Source organism: Polynucleobacter sp. QLW-P1DATA-2 (genome assembly GCF_001870365.1).
Classification (GTDB): domain Bacteria; phylum Pseudomonadota; class Gammaproteobacteria; order Burkholderiales; family Burkholderiaceae; genus Polynucleobacter.
Genome location: NZ_LZMQ01000003.1, coordinates 1054584 through 1074271, shown reverse-complemented (window position 1 = coordinate 1074271; position 19688 = coordinate 1054584). Strand labels below are relative to the sequence as shown.

General features: G+C 46.8%; 15 protein-coding genes, 1 tRNA gene and 1 pseudogene. 8 read left to right on the top strand and 9 right to left on the bottom strand.

Annotated elements, in window-relative coordinates:
* Positions 1-7 precede the first annotated feature (7 nt).
* Positions 8-3616 carry a DNA polymerase III subunit alpha gene (gene dnaE, locus A9236_RS08180; RefSeq protein WP_071464896.1) on the bottom strand — a complete coding sequence of 1203 codons (3609 nt, stop codon included), beginning with the start codon at positions 3614-3616 and terminating at the stop codon, positions 8-10.
* A 3-nt stretch (positions 3617-3619) separates the two neighbouring features.
* On the opposite strand from dnaE, the gene gluQRS reads away from it, so the two are divergent.
* On the top strand, positions 3620-4570 hold the full coding sequence (gluQRS, locus tag A9236_RS08175) for a tRNA glutamyl-Q(34) synthetase GluQRS (protein WP_071464895.1): 951 nt from the start codon (positions 3620-3622) through the stop codon (positions 4568-4570).
* Positions 4571-4599: 29 nt separating this feature from the next.
* Here gluQRS and A9236_RS08170 read toward each other — a convergent pair whose 3' ends face one another.
* The 3 genes from A9236_RS08170 to A9236_RS08160 form a co-directional block, all read right to left on the bottom strand.
* The gene (locus A9236_RS08170) at positions 4600-6033 is read right to left on the bottom strand and encodes a DEAD/DEAH box helicase (RefSeq protein WP_071464894.1); all 1434 of its coding nucleotides are present in this window, start codon (positions 6031-6033) and stop codon (positions 4600-4602) included.
* A gap of 6 nt (positions 6034-6039) precedes the next feature.
* On the bottom strand, positions 6040-6444 hold the full coding sequence (locus A9236_RS08165; RefSeq protein ID WP_201721750.1) for a heme-binding protein: 405 nt from the start codon (positions 6442-6444) through the stop codon (positions 6040-6042).
* A gap of 155 nt (positions 6445-6599) precedes the next feature.
* Complete coding sequence (locus A9236_RS08160) at positions 6600-7784, bottom strand: alanine--glyoxylate aminotransferase family protein (protein WP_071464892.1); 1185 nt, start codon at positions 7782-7784, stop codon at positions 6600-6602.
* Between the two features lie 200 nt (positions 7785-7984).
* On the opposite strand from A9236_RS08160, the gene A9236_RS08155 reads away from it, so the two are divergent.
* Positions 7985-8680 (top strand): GntR family transcriptional regulator, encoded by a 696-nt coding sequence (locus A9236_RS08155; RefSeq protein ID WP_071464891.1) that lies wholly within the window; start codon positions 7985-7987, stop codon positions 8678-8680.
* Positions 8677-11740, top strand: a pseudogene (locus A9236_RS08150) (FAD-binding and (Fe-S)-binding domain-containing protein). The gene A9236_RS08155 and the pseudogene A9236_RS08150 overlap by 4 nt, the downstream one beginning before the upstream one ends.
* A gap of 32 nt (positions 11741-11772) precedes the next feature.
* Here the strand turns inward: A9236_RS08150 and A9236_RS08145 are convergent.
* The 3 genes from A9236_RS08145 to queG are packed head-to-tail and all read right to left on the bottom strand — an operon-like array spanning position 11773 to position 14050.
* Positions 11773-12114, bottom strand: a complete 342-nt coding sequence (locus tag A9236_RS08145; RefSeq protein WP_071464889.1) for an AzlD domain-containing protein — start codon at positions 12112-12114, stop codon at positions 11773-11775.
* Between the two features lie 17 nt (positions 12115-12131).
* A complete protein-coding gene (locus tag A9236_RS08140) occupies positions 12132-12917 on the bottom strand; it encodes an AzlC family ABC transporter permease (RefSeq protein ID WP_071464888.1) in 786 nt (261 codons plus the stop codon).
* Between the two features lie 32 nt (positions 12918-12949).
* On the bottom strand, positions 12950-14050 hold the full coding sequence (gene queG / locus A9236_RS08135; protein WP_071464887.1) for a tRNA epoxyqueuosine(34) reductase QueG: 1101 nt from the start codon (positions 14048-14050) through the stop codon (positions 12950-12952).
* A gap of 42 nt (positions 14051-14092) precedes the next feature.
* Here queG and tsaE point away from each other — a divergent pair, with 42 nt between their 5' ends.
* The 5 genes from tsaE to A9236_RS08110 all read left to right on the top strand — a co-directional run bounded on the left by tsaE (position 14093) and on the right by A9236_RS08110 (position 17502).
* Positions 14093-14608: a tRNA (adenosine(37)-N6)-threonylcarbamoyltransferase complex ATPase subunit type 1 TsaE gene (gene tsaE / locus A9236_RS08130; protein WP_071464886.1), complete on the top strand. Its 516-nt coding sequence runs from the start codon at positions 14093-14095 to the stop codon at positions 14606-14608.
* A complete protein-coding gene (locus tag A9236_RS08125; RefSeq protein WP_071464885.1) occupies positions 14609-15952 on the top strand; it encodes an N-acetylmuramoyl-L-alanine amidase in 1344 nt (447 codons plus the stop codon).
* 86 nt (positions 15953-16038) lie between these two features.
* A tRNA-Lys gene (locus A9236_RS08120) sits at positions 16039-16114 on the top strand.
* A gap of 240 nt (positions 16115-16354) precedes the next feature.
* Positions 16355-16939: a chromate transporter gene (locus A9236_RS08115; protein WP_071464884.1), complete on the top strand. Its 585-nt coding sequence runs from the start codon at positions 16355-16357 to the stop codon at positions 16937-16939.
* Entirely contained in the window at positions 16936-17502 is a 567-nt protein-coding gene (locus A9236_RS08110; protein WP_071464883.1) for a chromate transporter, read from the top strand. The genes A9236_RS08115 and A9236_RS08110 overlap by 4 nt, the downstream gene beginning before the upstream one ends.
* Positions 17503-17592: 90 nt before the next feature.
* Here the strand turns inward: A9236_RS08110 and A9236_RS08105 are convergent, their stop codons facing one another.
* Both A9236_RS08105 and A9236_RS08100 read right to left on the bottom strand, forming a co-directional pair.
* Positions 17593-18330, bottom strand: a complete 738-nt coding sequence (locus A9236_RS08105) for a substrate-binding domain-containing protein (RefSeq protein ID WP_369821174.1) — start codon at positions 18328-18330, stop codon at positions 17593-17595.
* Positions 18331-18456: 126 nt separating this feature from the next.
* Positions 18457-19446, bottom strand: coding sequence for a tripartite tricarboxylate transporter substrate binding protein (locus tag A9236_RS08100; protein ID WP_071464881.1), 990 nt, complete (start codon positions 19444-19446; stop codon positions 18457-18459).
* Positions 19447-19688: the final 242 nt, after the last annotated feature.

The window sequence follows — 19688 nt, the reverse complement described above, 5'->3', positions numbered from 1 at the left end:
GAGTAGCTTAGTGGTACTGAACCAGAACAGGGTCTTTTTGCTTTGATGCCAATAGTTGATTAAGACTATGCAAACAAGCATCGTCAGGGTAAATTCGCATCTCTTCTGGGAATTGCATCAAGCACGCACCACCACTAGTGGTCACAGCTGCCGTCAGCATTAAGCCCTTCACACCATCTTTTGCGCTAGCCATGTGCGCACCGAACTTAGGATCGCGTGCCCGATTCGACATCAGGTAGGGTCCGATTTGGCTTCGTAACATTCTGACATCTACCGCTGAATCAATGCATACATGAACATTACGGGCAAAGCGCATGCGCGCCCCAGTGATATCCATTACCGCTTCAGAAACAATTCGCATTCCACCAGAGAATTTATCTGGCGTGACATTGACTTTAGCGACTAGCAATTCATCTTCTTTTAGCCATGAACGATTTGGTTCGTAGACTTCGCTATATAACGTCACCTCTAGTGCGGCAGTACCATCATCAATTGTTGCGATCATCATGCGGCCGCGCTGGCCGGTAAGCATGCGGGCCGAGGTGACGATGCCTGCAATCAGTTGATCCTTGCCTTCAGTAATTTTTGACAAAGGCTGACGAATAAAGTGAGCAGTCTCGTCACGATAAGCATCAAACATGTGTCCCGTTAGGCAAAGGCCTAAAGCCGTTTTTTCCTCTTGAAGACGTTTTTTCTCAGACCAGATTGGTTCACGAACCAATTCTGGTAGATGGCGGTGATCCTCACCAGCAACCTCAAACAAACTCACTTGATGAATCGAGGCCTCTGCTTGCTCTGCAGCTTCGATTGCCCTTGCTAAGGAGGCAAGCAAGGTCGAGCGGATGTCGTACAGATTTCCACCTGCAGGCACGGAATCTCGATAGAGACTATCAAATGCACCTGCGCGCATTAATGCCTCAATCGCACGACGATTCACTTGCCTACGGTCAACCCGTGCACAGAAATCAAACAGGTCTTTAAATGGCCCACCAGTTTGGCGAGCTTTCACAATTGCTTCGATTGCCGCTTCACCAGTACCCCTAACAGCCCCCAAGCCATAACGAATATGACTGAGGGGTGCATCTGGTGCCGCATCTGGAGCACGCAGCGGTGTGAACTCATAGACTCCAGTATTGATATCTGGAGAGAACACTCGAATCTGATTTGCCAAGCAGTCGTCATACAGAATCTTCACCTTATCGGTGTCATCCATCGCAAGCGATAAGTTGGCTGCCATAAATTCGGCAGGATAGTAAGCCTTCAGCCATGCAGTCTGATAAGCCAAGAGTGCATAAGCAGCCGCATGGGACTTATTAAATCCATACCCCGCAAAGCGCTCCATCAAGTCATAAATCTCGTTGGCTTTACCTTCAGTAATACCGCCCGCTTTTGCGCCATCACTAAAAATCTTGCGATGCTGCGCCATCTCTTCCGGTTTTTTCTTGCCCATCGCGCGTCGCAACATGTCTGCGCCACCCAATGAATACCCGCCAATCATCTGGGCCATCTGCATGACCTGCTCTTGGTAAACCATGATGCCGTAGGTCTCTCGCAAAACGGGCTCGATACGTGGATCTGGATACTCTACTTTTTGTCGGCCGTGCTTACGCTCAATAAAGTCTGGGATCAAATCCATTGGACCTGGACGATACAGAGCCACCAAAGCAATAATGTCCTCAAAGCGGTCAGGCTTGGCCTCACGCAGCATGCCTTGCATGCCGCGACTTTCTAGCTGAAATACCGCAACCGTATTGGCTTTCTTGAGAACATCAAACGCTTTTTCATCATCTAGCGCTATATCACCAATCGTCCAATCTTTGCGGTCGGCATGTAGAGCCTTAATCCAACGCTCAGCTGCCGCCAAGATCGTGAGCGTGGTCAAACCTAAGAAGTCGAACTTGACTAAGCCAATCGCCTCTACATCATCTTTATCAAACTGACTAATGACAGAGCTGCTATCTTGTTCTTTTGTTTCTTGAGTGTACAGAGGGCAAAAATCAGTGAGGCGCCCCGGGGCAATCAGTACGCCACCAGCATGCATACCCACGTTACGAGTCATGCCCTCTAATTGTTGGGCCAGGGAGAGCAGTTGACGGACTTCATCTTCATTCTTTTCGCGTTCCGCTAGTTGCTTTTCTTCTTTCTTGGCCATTTCAATGGTCATGTATTGACCTGGCTTATTCGGAACCAGCTTAGCAATACCATCAACGAAGTTATAGCCCTGCTCTAAAACGCGACCGACGTCACGAATCGCCGCTCTAGCAGCCATCGTGCCGAAGGTAGCAATTTGGCTAACTGCGTCTTTACCGTATTTATCTTTAACGTACTGAATCACACGGTCACGACCATGTTGGCAAAAGTCGATATCGAAGTCGGGCATCGATACCCGCTCTGGATTCAAGAAGCGCTCAAAAAGTAAGTTGTAGCGTAGTGGATCTAGATCTGTAATTCCTAATGAATAGGCAACTAAAGAGCCTGCGCCTGATCCTCGACCAGGACCTACTGGCACGCCATTATTTTTTGCCCAGTTAATAAAGTCTGCAACGATTAAGAAGTAACCCGGAAATCCCATTTGAGAAATTGTCTTCACCTCAAACACCAAACGCTCGTGGTAACGCGGCGCTTCTTTGGCACGCTCTTCAGCATCTGGGAAATTACGCTCCATATGGCGCGCTAGGCCAATCTCGGACTGTTGCAATAAATAATCATCAAGAGTGATGCCAGGCGGCGTTGGAAAATCCGGCAAGCGCGGCTGACCAAGCACCAGAGATAAATTACAACGCTTGGCAATCTCTACTGAGTTGGCAATAGCGGCCGGTAAATCAGCAAAGCGCTTCTCCATCTCTGCTTGACTTAAAAAATACTGCTCTTCATTGAATTTCTTTTGACGACGCGGATTACCCAGCAGCTCACCTTCAGCAATACATACCCGTGCCTCATGAGCTATGTAGTCACTCTTTTGCATAAACTGCACAGGGTGCGTTGCTACTACGGGAAGGTCTAGCTCACTCGCTAGATGACAGGCTAGCTGGAGCTGCTTTTCATCCTGGGGGTGACCACCACGTTGAACTTCGATATAGAACGATTTAGGAAAGAGCTTTTCAAAACGTCTTGCAGCAATCTTGGCCTGATCCTCTTGACCCGCCAATAATGCACTCCCAACTTCACCCATGCGCGCACCGGAGAGCGCAATTAATCCATAGGCAAGTGTTCTCTTCGCTTTTTTGTCTTCAGCTTTTGCCGCAGGCTCACTAAACCATGCTGAATCGACCTCAGCGCGGCCACGAGATTGATTTTCTAAAGAAGCCCTACTGAGTAGCTCACAAAGATTGAGATAGCCAGAATGGTTTTGGACTAGCAAGAGCAGTCGATGTGGTTGGTCTGGATCCTGGGGATTGCTCACCCAAACATCCGCTCCGGCAATCGGCTTAATCCCGCCAGAACGAGCGGCCGTATAAAACCGCACTAAACCAAATAAATTACTTAAATCGGTTAAGGCTAATGCCCCCATTTCATCCTTGGCAGCAGCTGCCACTGCATCATCAATGCGCACGACTCCATCCGTTATCGAAAACTCGGAATGGATGCGAAGATGAACAAAACGGGGTAAAGCCATGAGATGATTTTAGCTGTGTCTACACTTAAAAACCCCTCATCCCCAGCCGACGGCTATCGCGGGCGATTTGCCCCTTCGCCTACCGGACCACTCCATGCCGGATCCCTGGTCGCCGCCTTAGGAAGCTGGTTGGATGCCCGTAAAAATGGGGGTAAATGGCTACTCAGAATCGAGGATTTAGACACCCCAAGATGCATCCCGGGTGCTGACCAGCAAATCCAGTCTCAATTGCTTGCCTGTGGGCTTTTCTGGGACGATGAACCCACTTATCAGTCACAACAGCAGGAACGCTACCAACGGGCTTTAGAGCGCCTGAACGGGCTCAAATATCTTTACCCTTGCTCCTGCTCCAGACAAACGATCGCCAATACCCTGCATGGGCTAGGAATTCATACTCCCCGCAATCAAGAGCAGATTTATCCCGGCACTTGCCGACCAAAATCATTGGAGATGAATTCAAGCGAGGTAATTCTCGGGGGTAAGCTTGCTTGGCGAATCGCTCTACCTCCTCATTGCCAGATTGCGTTTGAGGATCTATCTCTGGGGCAACAAAGCCAAGATCTCAACAAGCAAGTGGGTGACTTCGTCCTTAAAAGAGGTGATGGTCTGTTTACCTATCAACTCGCCGTTGTAGTAGATGATGCTGAGCAAGGGATCACTCATATCGTGCGCGGCGCAGATTTGCTCAGCAATACCGCAAGACAAATTTATCTACAGAATATGTTGGGCTACGCAACACCCCTATATAAGCATCTGCCACTGGTTTTAAATGAGCATGGTGAAAAGCTCAGTAAGCAGACCTTGGCAAACCAAATTAATACGCAAGATGCGCAACATGCACTTACCGAATTACGCAAGGCTGCACAACATTTAGGATTAAATGAATTGCCTGATAGTGAGAGTATCACCATTGCAGAGTGGCTTTTAGCAGCCACTCATGCCTGGAAAAGCTAACAGGCAGAGTCTGCTTGCTTTTGATGGCTTTATTTCTTTTTGAAGCCGCCCAACAAAGCGCCCACGGCTGGCTTAGCCGCCACAATGCCGACTTTTTTCTCTTCAGGCTTTACGGCATCACCCACTGACTGCACTGCTGCAGTTGGCTCGTATGGTTTGTAGAAGAATGGGTCTGCCCCTTTGGCAGGCGCAGCACTACTAGATGGCTTAGCGTATGAAGGAATTCCCTCAGGCAAAGGTTTGATGTCCAGCTTACGCTTCATCAATTTTTCGATGTCATCCAGTAAACGTTTTTCACTAGCATCTACCAAGGCAATCGCATCACCTGTACTGCCCGCGCGACCTGTTCGACCAATGCGGTGAATAAAGTCTTCAGCGTTGTAAGGTAGTTCGTGATTAATCACGCAAGGCATATCGGGGATATCTAGCCCACGGGCTGCTACATCGGTCGCTACCAAGGCCTCGATAGCGCCCGATTTAAATGCATCTAGAGTCAAAGTACGTTCACCCTGACTCTTGTCGCCATGAATCGCGCCAGCATTAATGCCATCGCGCTCTAAGGCACGCGCCAACTTGGCACAACCTAAACGGCTATTAGTAAAGATGATGCACTGACGTGATAAACCCTGTCGTGTGCGGTTCTCTAGCACCTTCACAATCGCACGTTGCTTATCACTTGACGACACCATGTGAATCACCTGCTTGACAGTATCGGCAGCAGCGTTTTGACGCGCCACCTCAACCGTCACCGGTGTCCGCAAATAACTTTGCGCCAGTTTTTTAATTTCTGGTGAGAATGTTGCTGAGAATAGTAGCGTTTGTCTTTGTGCTGGAATCAAATTAATGATGCGCTGCAGATCCGGCAAGAATCCCATGTCGAGCATGCGATCTGCTTCGTCAAGAACCAGAATCTCGACTTGAGAGAGGTTCGCAACTTTCGAGCCAATGTGATCCAAGAGACGACCAGGGGTTGCAATCAAGATCTCAACGCCATTACGCAGAATTGCTACTTGCTCCTTCATATCTACGCCACCATAGACAACGGCAGCACGTAAGTCAGCATGTTTAGAGTAATTGGCCGCATTTTCTGCAACCTGCACAGCCAGCTCTCTGGTGGGTGTTAAGACCAGCGCGCGAATTGGGTGGCGTGCTGGTGAAGCGCTATTACTGGCGTGACGCAGAATCTTTTGAATGATTGGCAATACAAAGGCGGCTGTTTTGCCAGTACCTGTTTGCGCGGCACCCATTAAATCGCTTCCCGCCAATACATGCGGGATCGATTGAGCTTGAATCGGAGTAGGAGTGTTGTAACCCTGTTCAGCGACCGCTTTTTGAATCAGCGGATCTAAACCAAAATCAGCAAAAGTGATTGTTGCTGGTGGAGTAACACTAGGGTCAGCGCTAGGAACGACTGAGTCGCCAACCCCGTTAGATGAATTTATTTCAGTAGCAGTATTTGTCAAGGTAACTTACAAGATGGCGGCAATGCCGGCCTTAGCGGTCTCAGCATCTTCCGCAGATTTAACGCCGGAAACGCCGACTGCGCCGATGGTAAACCCATTTACCTCGATATTGACGCCACCCTCAAGCATGCCTGAAACATGAGGGGCTGATAAAAATGCATGGCGCCCGTTATTAATGATCTCTTCATAAACACGTGTCTCGCGCTTACCCATTGCCGCAGTACGAGCTTTCTCTTGTGCAATATAAGAAGAAAGGGGAGCACAAGCATCGCGACGAATCAAACCCAACATATGACCACCATCATCACAAACGGCGATGGTGACTGCCCAATTATTTTTAGCAGCATGTTTATCTGCTGCATCCAAAATCTTTTGAACATCAGCTTGAGTTAAATACGGTTTAGTTGCCAACATGTTTAATCCTTTTGTCTCGAATATGTTTTATATGATGAAAGTGCTATCTATATAAGTGCTTGAATTATAAAGGGTGTAGCCTGGCTCAGTCCTATAGGCCCTGCTCCACCCTGTGTTTAGCTCATTTGCACCCTGTCTCCACCCAAATGTGATTATTTGAGGAATTCTTGGGCGGCCACAACACCGCTAGCCTTTGGCTTAAAGCCCATAGAGCCCAAACTCATTTCCACACCACTTAAGGCAGCCATTAGGCTTAATTCATTGCAGTCGCCTAAGTGACCAATACGGAATGCCTTACCCTTAATTTTTCCAAGGCCAGTACCCAATGAAAGATTGAATTTCTCCAAAGCATGCTTACGCAATACATCAGCATCCATTCCTTCGGGCGTAGCAATACAAGTAAGAACTGGTGAGTAACACTCTTTGTCTTGGCACTGGATTTCTAAACCCCATGCATTAACAGCTTCACGACATGCTGCAGCCAAACGTTGGTGACGAGCAAAGATCGTATCCAATCCTTCTGCCATCATCATGTCCATCGCTTCATGCAGGCCATACATTAAATTGGTACTCGGTGTTGTTGGCCAGTAACCATTTTTATTGGACTCCAGGATTTCATCCCAAGCCCAATATGATTTTGGATAAGTACTGTGCTTGCTTGCTTCAATTGCTTTTGGAGACAGGGCATTAAAGCCAATGCCCGGTGGCAACATCAAGCCTTTTTGTGAGCCAGACACCGTCACATCAGCACCCCACTTGTCATGCTCATAGTCCGCAGAACCCAAGCCAGACACGCTATCCACCAATAACAAGGCTGGATGCTTCAGAGAGTCAATCGCTTTACGAACCGCCGCAATATTCGAAGTAACGCCGGTAGAAGTTTCGTTATGCACTACGCATACTGCTTTGATTTCATGTTGTGTGTCTTTACGTAATCGTTCTTCAATTACGGAAGCATCAACACCCCAACGCCAAGAGTCTTGTCCAACTTTACCCACCACTTCCACCTTCAATCCGAGTCGTTGTGCAAGAGCACGCCATAGGTTGGCAAATTGACCGGTCTCATAAAACAAAACGGTATCGCCGGGATTAAGCACGTTGACCATGGCACCCTCCCATGCACCCGTTCCAGATGCGGAATAGATGATGACCGGCTGCTCAGTTTTAAAAATCTTCTTGATGCCATCGAGCACCTTCAAACCAAATTGACCAAACTCAGGACCACGATGGTCAATGGTTTGGTAACTAATGGCACGCAATACACGTGCCGGGGCCGGGCTTGGGCCAGGAATGTGTAAAAAATGGCGTCCTGATGCGTGGTTATCTAGTTTCAACATGCTTTGTCTCGCTATGGGTATGTTTATTAGGGGTCAATTCTGAAAGTCTGTTCTGCAGCTAGTGTAAGATAATTTTTGGTAATTTTCTATTTTGTATACAAATTATTTAAAATAAATCATTGAATAAGGCATTAAAACCCATTATTTATGCTTTATGATGAGTTATTCATATTTTTGTATACAAATTTTAGGTTCTCACTATGACGGTCACAGAGCTGCCAAATTCCCAGAATCTGCATGAAGCGACATTCCAAAAGCTCAGATTGCTATTGGTTGAGGGAAAAATCACCCCCGGTAGTAAATTGAATGAGCGAGCGCTAGCTGAAAGTTTGAATGTTTCCCGCACCCCAATCCGGGAAGCAATTCGTCGCCTAGCTGCAGATGGCTTGGTTGAGCTGATTGCCAATCGTGGTGCAATTGCCTTGCAACTCAGCCTAGAAGATGTAATTCATACCTTTGATGTCATCGCAGACTTAGAGGGTTTCTCTGGAGAGCTCGCCGCCAACAATATTAGTGATGCCGCCCTCTCTGAATTAGAGGCCCTCCAGTATGAAATGATGGCTTCGTATGCGCGACGTGATTTATCAAGCTATTACAAACTTAACCTCCGAATTCATCATCTGATTAATCAAGCTGCCAACAATCCGGTACTAACTCGCCTCTTCTCACAAGTGAATGCACGTATCGAGGCATTACGCTTTCGCTCTAACCAAGACGGTGTCAAGTGGGAGAAGGCAGTTGAAGAGCATCAAGAAATGCTCGATGCCCTCAAGGCTCGCGATAGCAAGAGAATGCGCAAAATCATGATGCAGCATGTGATGAACAAACGCGATGTTGTAGTGCAACTACTAAAGGCTGAAGCCGCAAGCCCATTAGCGGCGGAGATAATCAAATGAATAAACCTTTAGACCTCAAAGAGCTGATGGTGGACCAGGCCGCTTTAGCGAAACGCCTACGCCAAGAGACTTCCGGTGAAGTCATGACAGATAGCGCTAGTCGCGGTCGCTATGCAACTGATGCCTCCATTTACCAAGCCATGCCAGTGGCGTTATTTGTGCCTAAGACCCGCAGAAGACATTGCAACAGCGATCCAGATTGCAGCTGAACTGGGTGTACCGGTATTGCCTCGAGGTGGTGGCACAAGTCAGTGTGGCCAAACTACTGGTGCCGCATTGGTGATTGATAACAGCAAATACTTCAGAAATATTCTCGATCTCAATCTAGATAAAACTTATGTAGAGGTTGAGCCCGGCATGGTGCTCGATCACCTTAATGGCTCCCTCAAACAACATGGCCTTTGGTATCCGGTAGATGTCTCTACTGCTGGTCAGGCAACTATTGGTGGTATGGCAGGCAATAACTCCTGCGGGAGCCGCTCGATTGCTTACGGCAATATGGTGCATAACGTTTTGGGCATTAACGCTTGGCTCGCCAATGGTCAAATTGCTGAGTTTGGCAATTACGCGAACAGCTCTGGTGTTGCTAAGCAATTGGGTGATTTTGTTAAAGGCCTAGCCACTACTCTGCAACCTGAAATCGAAACCCATTTTCCAAAGGTGCTTAGACGAGTAGCGGGCTATAACCTGGACATCTTTCATCCGCAAAGTGAATTGCCTTATACCCAAGATGGTAGCGTTAATCTCTCGCATCTCTTAGTGGGTAGCGAAGGTACGCTAGCGTATTTCAAATCTCTCAAACTCAAGTTAGCGCCTTTACCAAAACACAAAGTGCTTGGCATTGTGAACTTTGCCAGTTTTTATAAGGCGATGGATAGTGCACAACATATCGTCAAGTTGGGGCCTACTGCAGTAGAGCTAGTGGATCGCACCATGATTGATCTAGCACGCAGCAACCCTAGCTTTAAAAAGACAATTGAGACCGCGCTCATTGATCACACAGCCCAAACTCCAGAAGCGATTTTGTTGGTGGAGTTTTCTGGTGAGGCACATGCCCCACTATTAGAGAAGCTGAAGGCATTAGAGGAGCTCATGGGTGACTTAGGGCTTCCAGGCTCAGTAGTGCCAATGCCGGATGCCAGTCTGCAAAAGAATTTGTGGGAAGTACGCAAAGCGGGCCTCAACATCATGATGAGCCTCAAGGGTGATGGCAAGCCCGTCAGTTTTATTGAGGACTGTGCAGTCCCCTTAGAGAGTTTGGCTGATTACACGCAAGCATTAACAGATGTTTTTTCTAAATATGGTTCACGTGGTACTTGGTATGCCCACGCTTCAGTAGGTACATTACACGTACGCCCTATTTTGGATATGCGTAGAGATGGCGCACAGAAAATGCGTGCAGTTGCAGAAGAGGCCTCCGCCTTGGTCCGCAAATATAAAGGTGCTTATAGTGGTGAGCATGGCGATGGTCTCTGTCGCGGCGAGTGGATCTCTTGGCAGTTTGGCCCCAAAATCACAGAAGCTCTGGCAGAGATCAAAACCACTTTTGATCCAAAGGGATTATTTAATCCCGGGAAGATTGTTAATCCACCAAAGATGGATGATACGAGCAACTTTAGATTTCCACCAAGCTACAAAGTGATTCCATTGCAGCCCGCCTTAGATTGGTCTGCCTGGAACGTCCAAAATAATCCTGTTACTGAAGAGACAAGCGCACCGGGAACTGGTGGCGACCCTGCTATGGGATTGGCTAAAGCAGTAGAGATGTGCAACAACAATGGCCACTGCCGCAAGTTCGACGCTGAAGTGATGTGCCCCAGCTATCGCGTTACTCGTGATGAAAAACATCTCACACGTGGCAGAGCCAATACTTTACGTCTTGCGCTTTCCAATCAACTCGATATGAAAGATGAATCATCCCCACTTGGTAGTGATGCTATCAAAGAGGTGATGGAGCTGTGCGTAAGCTGTAAAGCCTGCCGCCGAGAATGCCCTACTGGTGTAGACATGGCCAAGATGAAAATTGAGTTCCTATCTGCCTATAAAAAACGGGTTGGTCATTCATTGCGTGATTTAGCGGTTGCCTATTTACCAAAATATGCGGGTACGATAAGTAGCATTCCACTCTTGCCAGCGCTACTCAATTTACGCAATCACATTACACCGATTGCCAAACTACAAGAGTGGATCATGGGCATCTCTGCCCAAAGAAGCTTGCCTATTTGGAAGAGCAATACTTTCTGGAGCAATCCAAAAGCAATTACGCCATATCAATACAGTGCTGATGAGCTATCGAAACAAAAAGGAGTGGTACTGCTAGCGGATACTTTCAACGCCTATTTTGAAGATGAAAATCTGATCGCCGCCATCAAAGTGCTCACGGCAGCAGGCTACCAAATTCATATTCCGCACAAGAGTCAGAGCAAAGCAGCCAATACAGAAAAAAATGCCTGCTCTAAAGAATTTTGCTGTGGCAGAACCTATCTTGCAGCCGGCATGGTGGATAAAGCCAAAGAAACCTTGGGTGAGCTAGTTAATCACCTGGCACCTTATGCAGATAAAAATATTCCTATCATTGGTCTTGAGCCTTCTTGTCTCTTTACATTAAAAGATGAGGCTTTAGTTATGGGCTTTGGTGAACGCGCAGTGACAATATCTCAGCATGCGCAGCTCTTAGAAGAGTTTTTAGCGAACGAGGTCAAAGCGGGCAAACTCAATCTGAATCTAAAAGCAGCGAGCAAGCCAGTGCTTTTCCATGGTCATTGCCATCAAAAGTCCTTTGCTGCAGTCACACCTGCAATGGAATTACTCAAGCTGATTCCCAATGCAGAGCCTAAGCTCATTGAATCCTCTTGCTGTGGCATGGCGGGCAGTTTTGGTTATGAAGCCGAGCATATTGAAGTTTCTAAGCAGATGGCCGAGGCTAGTTTGCTGCCTAGTATTCGCAAGTCACCCGATAGCTGGGTAGTGGCAGACGGTACGAGCTGTCGTCACCAGATTGCTGATGGCACCCAAAGAGAGGCGGTACATATCGCCAAAATATTGGCAGCACATCTTTAATATTAATTGCTGAATGAAGTGGCTTGGGTGACTTAACGAATCACACCATAACCCACCATGAGCAGGGTTCCAGTCAATAAGGCTGGAACCAATCGCTTAGTAGGTTTGGAGACCATGACGCCAATACTTAGGGCGCAAATCAGAATCCGAATCCATAAAGGTACAGTCGCCATTAATCCTAGGGGCATCACAATCAGGCGAATGGTTAAAGCAGAAACCATGGTGTAAGTCACTGCAGCTAACCAGCGGAAGATTTCGCTATCTTGGTTGATGCTTTGCGACAGCATTACCCCAATGGCCCTACAGAAGTACGTGCCAAGACAAGCGCCCACCAAAGCAATCCATAGACCCCAACCAGAGAGTGCTGAATTCATGGTTTCTATCGCATTATTCAACCGATTAACCCTGCTTTCTTGCGCAAGAATTTACGATCAATAAAGTAGGCCAAAGTACCACCCACAAGCCCTGCAGTTAACAAGCTGGTATCACGATCGATAGCGAAAAATATCGGTCCAAAGATGCATCCCAAAAAAATGGCAATGCGATTAATCCAAGGCTTTACTTCGGTGAATGTGAGCAAGAAAAATAGGGGGTTGATAAACACTAAACCAAGAGTGACTGCTGGCGGGACCATGCCTGCCAAATAAAAACCCAGAATAGTCCCGGGAATAGAAATCAACCAACAGAGTAAGCCTAGCCCAACAAAATACGCTAAGCGATGCTTGGTCTCAATTGCATGAAACTCGCGCATCGAGATCGCCCATGCAGTCATTGCCAATAAATGCACTGAGGCATACAAACTACGATTACGATCTTTTTGATGAAACTGTGGAAAGAGGGTCACCGTCATGGTGATAAAACGGGTTGAAGTTAATGTCACTGCTAAAGCAATCGCAATTACCGATGAACCTGTAATCGCCATCTCCAGCAAGACCACCTGCCCTGGTAAGGCGAACATAAAAAATGAAGTGAAGGTGGTGAACCACACATCAAAGCCATTGGTTTTGCCCATCGCCCCAAAACCCACCATACCGGCAAAAAGCACCATTGCTGGTGCGCCAGCCGCATCGCGCATCCCCACCCAAAATGCTTCTTTAGGATTTTTGAAGCGTTCGGCCGCAGAGCCCTCTAGCGCGATTTCGCTAGGGTCTATATAGGGTTGATCGGCTGATGACATAAGATGATTGTAGATCTAGGGCGAATACTTGCCTAGTCAGAGGTATCGAGTGCCCATTGAATATGTTCCGCTACCAAAGAGTCTGCTGATACCAGCCCCTCTGTTAAAGCCTTACGAATATCTTGCTTTGTGGTGAGTGGAACTGATGGGCTAGCCAAGGCATTACCCATTGCCACCGCTAAATTACGACGCCATCTGTTGTAGCCAATTCTACGAATGGCACTTCCTTCATGTCTTTGCTCGAATTCTGCTTCCGTCCAGGACCATAGATGGAGAAGACTTGCTTGACCTAGTCCGTGACGTTGTGCAAAGTCGGGCAACTGTGAACGTTTGGCAAATTTATTCCATGGACAAATGAGTTGACAGTCATCGCAGCCATAAACGCGATTACCCATTGCTCTTCGAAACTCCAAAGGTATAGTCGCTGGATTTTCAATTGTTAAATAAGAGATACAACGGCGTGCATCCAATTGATATGGCGCAGTGATTGCATGGGTTGGACAGACATCAATGCATGATGTGCAGGTGCCACAGTGCTCTTCCTGCGGCTCATCTACTGGTAGTGGCACATCGACCAAGATCTCGCCTAGGAAGAAGGTAGATCCAGATTCGCGATTGAGTAAAAGCGTATGTTTACCACGCCAACCTAAACCTGCTTTGCGCGCTAACTCTACCTCCATCAAAGGTGCAGAGTCAGTAAATACGCGATATCCAAACGCCCCAATTTTTTCTTCGATGGCTTTAGCAAAATCTTGCAAGCGATTGCGGAGCACTTTGTGATAATCGCGCCCTCTGGCATACATGGAGACCACTGCCTGGCTAGGATCTTCTAATCTTTTCCACTCGACATCAAAGTTCAGCTCTTCTGGAAGATAGTTCATCGTGACACAAATCACTCGCACGGTGCCTGGCACAAGCAACTGAGGATCTGAACGCAGATCAGCATGGCGTTGCATGTATTCCATCTGGCCGTGACGCCCTTCTGCCAGCCATTCCCTTAAGCGCTCACTCGCAAGGCCTAAGTCAGTATCGGTGATGCGTAGGGCATCAAAACCCAACTCAGTAGCCTTCTCCCCAAGCCAAGCACGTAGCTCAGGCTCATTTAAAGCGGCAGAATTGGCAGATAAAGGCATATGAATACAGAATGTAGCGTAATAATTGAATAAACTAGAACAATGGCTCAAACACAGGAAACCTTGAAGCAACATTGTAGGCAAGAAGCAGATACTGCTGACCTTGCCAAGCGACTTGCCACCAGCCTTGAGCAATTTATTCAAAGCCATCCAGAATCACATCTCAATATCTCCCTAGAGGGCGACCTTGGAGCCGGTAAAACGACATTTGCTAGACACCTCATCCAGAGCATGGGTCACACAGGTAAGGTGAAGAGTCCTACTTACACCCTTTGTGAGCCCTATCCTCTCAAATCCAACAATATTCCCTTTACCGTTCATCACTTTGACCTTTATCGCATGCGTGATCCCTTGGAGTGGCAAGAAGCAGGCTTTGCTGAGTATTTCGATATTCCCGGTATGTGCATCATTGAATGGCCAGAAAAAGCCGAGGGATCTTTACCCGCATTTGATTTACAGCTTGAGTTAACTGCTGGCGCCACTGAGAATGAACGTTTGATCTCAATCAATGCACTATTAAATGATGGTGTCATCGTCTTAAAGAACATCAAGCAATAGATGAGCAATCCATTTAGCAAGTCAAAAACAGATTTAGCAAGAAGGCGTCATTTGAAGTCTTCAGCAAAATTACTCGGGCTTGTCCTCCTATTAGGTGAAATCGATATTGCTTGGGGTGCCAAGATTTTAGGTGTGCGCGTCTGGCCTTCAGAAGACTACACGCGTATTACCCTGGAGTCTGATACACCCCTGCCGATTACTCAGCAGATTCTGACTAATCCAGATCGCCTAGTAGTCGATGTTCAAGGTTTAGAACTCAATCCCACGCTCAAGGATCTCGTTGCGAAGATCAAGCCAAATGATCCCTATGTTTCTCAAGTGCGAGTAGGTCAGTTTCAGCCTGGGGTTGTCCGCCTCGTGTTTGATCTAAAGGAGCCCATCAAGCCGCAGCTCTTTACACTTGATCCCGTAGCTGAATACAACTACCGGATGGTGTTTGACTTATATCCCACTACCCCACCAGACCCTTTAATGGAGTTGGTCAAGAGTAGCGCCAAAAAAGAAAGCGCTCTGACCAAATCAAACGAAGAAGTAGACCTCATTGCGCAATTTGCCACTAAGAAAGATTCCCCCAAGCCGCCCGTTGCTCAGGCTATCCCAGAGGTCAAAGAGGCTCCAGCACAAGCCAAATACAAACGCTTGATCACCATTGCAATCGATCCAGGACACGGTGGTGAAGATCCAGGCGCGATTGGCTCTATGGGCTCTAGAGAAAAGCATGTTGTTCTCTCGATTGCCAAAAGACTCAAAGACAAAATTGAGAATGAAGCCTATATGCGGCCCTACCTCACCCGTGATGGGGATTACTTTGTACCACTCCATGTCAGAGTTCAAAAAGCTAGGCGAGTTGAAGCAGATTTATTTGTATCAATTCATGCGGATGCATTTATTGAATCGAATGCCAAAGGTGCCTCTGTATTTACCCTTTCTCAAATGGGTGCCAGTAGCACGATGGCGCGCTGGATGGCAAATAAAGAGAATGCTTCTGATCTGATTGGCGGCATCAACATCAAGACTCAAGATCGGCAAGTAGCGAATCTACTTCTAGATATGTCCACCACCGCCCAAATTAAAGACTCATTACAAGTAGGCAACTCCATCCTCAAGCAAATCGGTGGATTTGCATCTCTGCATAAGGGAAAAGTGGAGCAAGCCAGCTTTGCCGTTCTGAAAGCTCCAGACATCCCCTCTATCCTTGTAGAAACCGCTTTTATTAGCAACCCCCAAGAAGAGGCCAAATTAAATGATGATGGCTATCAAGACCGGATTGCGGACGCCATTTTGAGAGGAATTAAGGACTATTTTTCCAAAAATCCTCCCGTTGCCCGAAGAGTCAATACGTAAGCTACTTGTAACTACAAGGGCTTACGGGGAGGCAAGCTAGACCCCAGGGTGGACTACAAACTTCTTGCTATAATTTAGGGCTTACTGGGTCGGTAGCTCAGTCGGTAGAGCAGCGGACTTTTAATCCGTTGGTCGCGAGTTCGAATCTCGCCCGACCCACCAGTTATACAAAAGCCTCTAGAGAAATCTAGGGGCTTTTTCTTTTGGGGCCGGTGAAATGTGGTTGCTGTTGGGAACAATAGGAAGTCTATTGGACCGTAATTGAGGTGCGGATATCAGGCGCTGGGGGACCGTGAGCGACTTTCAGGTGTCGTGTTCCGGACACTTATGCTGAGCCGATTGATACCAAGGATTTCCATTGCATTTTATGCAGCATTCTGTGATTTACCGGAAAATCATGCTATGGAAAATATACAACTAAACCAACCCCAATCTCCTAGGGAGCTATTTCTATCTTTTAGCGGCCTGTCTCTAAAAGCTTTTGGAGGCATCATGGCATTTGCAGAAGAAATGATTGTTGAAAAGAAGAAATGGTTATCTAAGAAAGAATTCTTAGAAGAGTGGTCTGTAGCTCAAACAATGCCAGGCGCAGCCGTCATGAATCTGAGCATCATGATTGGCTCACGTCATTTTGGCATTGCCGGGGCAGCAGCAGGAGTAACGGGCATCATGTTATTCCCAATGATTCTGATTCTATGCTCAGTAAGCGCATTTACTTATTTTGGGCAAGACCCCCATCTTATAGGAGCCTTGCGTGGCATGGGTGCAGTTTCAGCAGGACTTCTGATTGCCACTGGCGCCAAACTCATTAGCCCCCTTAAGGCAAATCCATTGGGGTTGATCCCTTGCGCTTTTTTCAGCATCGCCTGCTTTGGAATGATTGCCGTTCTGCGTTTCCCACTATCTTCCGTCCTACTAGGTCTTGGGCCTATTGCTTGCGCGATGAGTTACTTCAAACTAGATCAGAAGATAGGGCATGCAAAATGATTTATCCACCGGATTGGTTGAATTTACTTACTCACCTTTCGATGCTCTCTCTTTTCTCATTTGGAGGTCCGATGGGATTGATTCCTGACATTCATCGCTACCTCGTTAATGATCATCAATGGATTGAGAATACGCAGTTTACTAACTCCATTGTCCTTGCCCAGGCCTTCCCAGGGCCAAATATTCTCTTTCTGACTTTGCTTGGATGGAACATAGGCTTGCAATCTGGGGGCTATTTTGTTGCACTAATTGGTGGCGTAGCTTGTTTGCTTGCCTACGTCATTCCAAGCAGCATTATTTTTTACTTTACCTCCAGTTGGGTAGAAAAAAATAAAGCAAGCAAACTTGTCCGTTCCTTCAAGGCGGGAATGAGTCCGATAGTGATCGCCCTTTTGATTGCCTCCGGAGTTGTGTTAGCAAGCGCAAATGGAGGTGGTCGGGATCAATGGGGTCTTTGGCTGTTAGTTGGGGCAACGGTTACCCTAGTTCTAAAAACTAAAATTCCCATGCTGTTACTTCTTTTAATTGGAGGATGCTTAGGAGCTTTGGGGGTATTTAATTAAACAACCTTGGATAGGTTGCACTTAAATCCGTTGGTGCGGTCGCGGCTTCAGCATTCAAATTGCATTCCCTGGCAAATGGGTTTAAAAGTGTTAATGCCCTATGTTGGCTGCCGGCTCCAAACCCGTCTCTTCAACAATATGTGCATTTTTAGGAGAACTTAGAAAGTCTAATAATGCTTTAGACTCATTCGGTACTTTGGAGCTTGCAACTACAGCACCAGAAAACGGAGTAATCAATTGAACCTCCTGAGGAATCAAGCCAATAATATCGATACCTTTAACAGCTTTAAGCTCGCTACGCTGTTGACACCCAATTTCAGCCTCTCCGCTTGCAACAATTTCACCAACTGGTGTTGCAGGGATTTGTCTAGCCTTGCCAGCCATTTGATCTTTAATGCCCAGCTTATCCATCAATTCATTTTTGATGTATTCGCCGCTAGCACTGTCGGAATAAGCCATTGTTTTTGCTTTGAGCAATACCGCTTTAAATTTAGCAACCGTACTGATATCTGGCCTTGGGGCCCCCTGCTTTACGGCGCAAGCAATTGGTGAGTTTGCTAAAACCACCTTACTACCGGGAAGAAGTTTTCCCTGGGCCATCAAATCATCCAATGATCTGCCGACCATAATCACAACGTCAATCTCCTCACCGCGATCCAAGCGAACGGGTATGGCATTTTTTGTAGTGCCCATAGATGGACCCCACCCTGAAATTAATTTGTTACCTGTTTGCTTTTCAAATTCGGGGGCCAATTGTTTATAGGCTGCTGCAAAGCCTCCTGAGCTAACAACTTGTATATCAGCAGGAAAGGCGCTAGCCGCTAACAAGAAGCCACCAACCAAAGCAATGATGAGATTGGGAAATGCAAATTTGGTCATGATAAAAATCTTTCTTAAATTGCTCTTTGCATAAAGAACTTACGGATCATTCGTTCAAATGTTATGGGCACCCAATTACTCAATTTTGGCGCCAGACTCTTTAGCAACCCTACCCCACTTCATAGTTTCAGATTGTATAAAAGCCTTTAATTGACCTGGTCCCATATTTCCAGGAGAAACTCCTTGCTCAGTAAAATTCTTGATCACGGCAGGGTCTTTTAGAACTTTAGCCAACTCTGACGCTAATCTAGCCTCTATTTCAGGGGGCGTTCCATGGGGAGCCATCAACGCAAACCATGTAATGAAATCATATCCTTTAACCCCTGAAGCATTGAGCGTTGGAACTCCTGGATAAGCCGGGGAGGGCTTCATTGTGGTAACGGCTAATGCCTTCACTTTTCCAGAAACGACTTGGGGATGTGCGGAAGGGCTTGTTTCAATAGCCATTTGTATTTGGCCAGCCATTAAATCAGCCATCATTGGTGCGCCACCTTTGTATGGCACGTGAGTAATATCTGCGCTAGTACCAGTCATCATTCCAAATAAGGCTCCAGCAAGATGTTCGGTGCTGCCCCCTCCTGCTGAACCATAATTTACAGCGCCAGGATGAGCCTTAATATAAGCAATCAATTCCGATGTGGTATTGACCGGCAAGCTGGGTGTCACAATTAGGACGTTCGGAGTAAATGCTACCAATCCAATGGGATCAAAATCCCTAGTAAATTCATAGCTCATTGATTTATACAAACTGGGGGCTATAGCGTGGGCAATAGTAGCCATAAACAAGGTGTAACCATCTGGGCTAGCCTTAGAAACCAACCCTGCTGCCAACGTACCGCCTGCCCCCGGCTTATTATCAATAACAATGGGTTGCTTTAATGATTCACCCAGTTTTTGGCTGATATCCCTAGCCAATATATCTGTTGTTCCTCCAGCAGCAAATGGAACTACGATAGTAATTGGCCTAGTTGGCCAAGACGCAGCGTTATCTGCGTAACTTGTGGAAGAAAAAATAAAAGCCAATACAAAAGTTATTAGCCAATTTTTAGTAAGGGAATTTTTCATTTTTTTGTAAGTTTTATTTAGTATGTCTTATCTCCAATCCAATCATATTACACACAATATTAAATTGGCTAGTGCGTTGGTGATTTTCATAATCCAAAATTGACTCATTGCCAATCACCCCCCTCTAATTCAATTTCAATGAACTCTCAATCTAGGGAATTGTTTAATAAATATATGCGTTGCCTTTGAGTGCCCATTTTCAGTCTTTTACTCCGTTGGTATCGAGTGCAAATCTTGCCAGA